Source organism: Candidatus Aquicultor sp. (genome assembly GCF_054640775.1).
In genome coordinates, this window is sequence record NZ_JBTSLF010000268.1 from 1 (window position 1) to 3,063 (window position 3,063).

The window sequence follows — 3,063 nt, forward strand, 5'->3', positions numbered from 1 at the left end:
GGGGTTCCAATGATAAAATAACAAAAAATTGAGCAAGCAGATAGGCCGGAGTCTGAAGGATAAGAGGAAGGCTATCAGAGATATATTCTCCATACTCATACAAAACTGAAGGAGTTCAAGCCAAAAAGGCCGGGCCTCCCCCTTGGGTTTTTAAGTTTTTTATTTTAAACCTTCAGCCTTTAGCCTAATCACCTGGTATTTGACCTATTCTTTATTGGAGGTCCCCATGGCTACAAAATTTGACAGGATTCTTTTTTGCACCGACTTTTCAGATGATGCCGAAAGTACCTTCTTGACCGCTCTGGATATGGCGGAGAGATACAAAGCCCGGATTTATGTCCTACATGTCCTGCATTCCGATTATCAATCCAGGCCTGACAAGGTTGAAGAATTTTGTTTGGGTGGGGAAGAAAAGTTATTTTCTCCGGCGATAATAGAAAAAGGAACAAAAAAATTAAGAGAACATTACGAATCTAAAATGGGCACCCTGAAAAACAATTACGAATTTCATACGGTCTGGGGGGTTCCCTTTGTGGAAATTGTCCGTTTTGCCCGAGCGGAGAAAATTAATTTCATCGTCCTGGGGGCTGCCGGCAGTTCCAATGTTAAACGCATTACCTTTGGCAGTACCGCCGAAAATGTGGCCCGCCGCGCCCACTGCACGGTTATGATCACTCGTAATGCGGAGGAAGGTATTGATGGACAAGGTGGGGAGTAATCCCGTCAAACTGTTCCCACAAAAATTCACGGACCCAAAAGACCATGATGGAAAAATCGGAATTTATACCTTTTGAATTGACTTCTGGTTTTCTTAACGAGGTCGAAGAAGAAAGCGGAATAAAAGTCTCGGCCTGTTTTCAGTGCCGCAAATGCACCAACGGTTGCCCGGTTACCTTTGCTATGGATATTTACCCTGATCAGGTCATGCGCTATATCCAGGTAGGATTGAAGCAGGAGGTCCTGGAAAGTGCCACTATTTGGGTCTGCTCTTCTTGTGAAACCTGTACCACCCGCTGCCCCAATGAAATAGATATTGCCGGAATCATGGACTTTCTGAAACAATCAGTGGTGAAAGAAAAAGGGCAGGCCGCTGAAGGCAAGGTCCTGGCCTTTCATCAGGTTTTTATGGACGACATTAGAAAAAGGGGGCGGGTCTTTGAAAGCGGCTTGATCGGAAATTATATGCTTAAAAGCGGCGATTGGCTGCAAAAAATGAAAGACGGGACTCTCCTCGATGAGATGCGTTTAGGCTGGACCATGTATCGGAAGGGCCGGCTTAATCTGTTCCCTAAAAAAATAAAAGAAATAAAGGAAATCGGGAATTTGTTTAAAAACAAGTCATAGACTATAGCCTGTTTTCGAGGTTTTTCATGAAAGTCTCCTACTACCCGGGATGTTCCCTGGAAGCCACAGCCAAGGACTATCAGGAATACATTTCATACGTTTGCGGGCAATTGGGGGTTGATCTTGAGGAAATCCCCGACTGGTCGTGTTGCGGGGCTACCGCTGCTCACAGTACCGATGAGTTTTTATCAATTGCCCTGCCGGGACGTAACCTGGCCCTGGCCGAAAAAATCGGGCTCGATATGGTTGTCCCCTGCCCTATGTGTTTCAATCGCTTAAAGACCGCCGGTCATGGACTACATAAGGGGCCAAGGAAAGATATGCCTTTTGCCTATGCCGGGAAAACCAAGGTCTGGGATCTTCTGGATTTCTTAAGTCAGCCTGATCGGCTCTCCCGGATTCAGGCCAAGGTCCAACAACCGTTGAAAGATCTGTCGGTGGTCTGTTACTACGGTTGTATGGCCAACCGTCCTCCCAAAATCACCGGGGCCGGACAGCATGAAAATCCCCAGAACATGGATATCCTGCTGAAAGCTCTGGGAGCTACCGTCCATGATTGGTCTTTCAAAACCGATTGCTGCGGGGCCGGTCATACCATCGCCCGGGCTGACATTGTTCATACCCTGGTACAACGTCTTTATGAAAGGGCACTGGAAGCCCGGGCCGAGGCTATCGTGGTTTCCTGCCAAATGTGCCAGGCCAACCTGGATATGCCTCAAACGAGGATTGCTGAAATCTTCCGGAAAAGATACGATATACCTGTCTATTACTTTACGGAATTGATCGGGGTTTCCTGGAAGGCGCCCGTGGTGAGGACCTGGTTGTCCCGCCACCTGGTAAATTCTGAACCCCTCTTGAAGCGAAAAGGACTTATCTGAAGTCGGATAAAATATCTCCTTATCTTATTCTTTCCGCTGGCTTATCAAACCCGGGCCGGGGGGGTCTTTCTCCTCGAATTTCACGGATCATGTCTTCCATCTCCCTCCGGAAGTCTATCTGAAACAGAAAATACCGAGCCTGTTGTTCGGGCTTAAGTAAATTCATTTCTTCTTCCAGTTGCTTATTCTCCAAATCATTTATCTCTTTTTTTCGGTTTTTTAGACGAATCACGAGGTCTTTCAACTCCCGTTCCGAAGGATTCGTATCCCGAAGTACATTTCTAACCTTTTGAATATCTTCTCGAAAATCACGATGGACCTTTTTTCGCGCCTCTTCGTAATAATTGTTGACGGAAATGAATCGAGTTGCACTTTCCCGGTCCAGTTTCAGAGTTTCGGCCAATTTCCATACCTTCATCATCTGAATTCGTTCCCAGCTTTTTTCGTGTGGGTCTTTCAATTCTTTCCAAGGTTCAGCCCAAGCCGGAAAACATCCCAGGATCAAAGAAAGAAGAATGATCCATAGCATATTTTTAACAGACATATTCCTCTCCCTCCTTAAAACCGGCGGAACCCCCCGGTTCCATTTTTTTGATCAAGACTTCCAGTTCCCGAACATTAAGCCCCTCAAGGGATCTGGAAACATCCCAATGCAGTTCATCGTCCATCACCAAACGGGAAGGAACGGGTAAATCCTTTCCCATCCGGGCCACTACCCTTTTCGCCAAACGAACAGACTCATTGTCGGAAAGGGATTCTACGGCCGCAGACAAGGGCAGTGCCCCCGTCTCCCATTTTATTTCATGGCCATTGCTTTCCAGGATTGTAGGTATTTTATTGC

The 3,063-nt window shown here is 46.6% G+C and carries 5 protein-coding genes; 3 read left to right on the forward strand and 2 right to left on the reverse strand.

The annotated features are described in order from the left end of the window. The first annotated feature begins 226 nt into the window (after positions 1-226). Genes ACYC56_RS13920 through ACYC56_RS13930 form a run of 3 tightly spaced genes read left to right on the forward strand, consistent with a single transcriptional unit; the run spans position 227 to position 2,222 of the window. Positions 227-718 carry a universal stress protein gene (locus ACYC56_RS13920; protein WP_461374774.1) on the forward strand — a complete coding sequence of 164 codons (492 nt, stop codon included), beginning with the start codon at positions 227-229 and terminating at the stop codon, positions 716-718. A 47-nt stretch (positions 719-765) separates the two neighbouring features. Further along, positions 766-1,344, forward strand: a complete 579-nt coding sequence (locus ACYC56_RS13925; RefSeq protein WP_461374778.1) for a 4Fe-4S dicluster domain-containing protein — start codon at positions 766-768, stop codon at positions 1,342-1,344. 26 nt (positions 1,345-1,370) lie between these two features. Continuing rightward, positions 1,371-2,222 carry a CoB--CoM heterodisulfide reductase iron-sulfur subunit B family protein gene (locus tag ACYC56_RS13930; protein ID WP_461374775.1) on the forward strand — a complete coding sequence of 284 codons (852 nt, stop codon included), beginning with the start codon at positions 1,371-1,373 and terminating at the stop codon, positions 2,220-2,222. Between the two features lie 19 nt (positions 2,223-2,241). Here ACYC56_RS13930 and ACYC56_RS13935 read toward each other — a convergent pair whose 3' ends face one another. After that, positions 2,242-2,766 carry a hypothetical protein gene (locus tag ACYC56_RS13935; RefSeq protein ID WP_461374776.1) on the reverse strand — a complete coding sequence of 175 codons (525 nt, stop codon included), beginning with the start codon at positions 2,764-2,766 and terminating at the stop codon, positions 2,242-2,244. After that, a partial coding sequence (locus ACYC56_RS13940; RefSeq protein WP_461374777.1) for a hypothetical protein occupies positions 2,756-3,063 on the reverse strand: 308 nt, incomplete at its 5' end. The genes ACYC56_RS13940 and ACYC56_RS13935, both read right to left, overlap by 11 nt.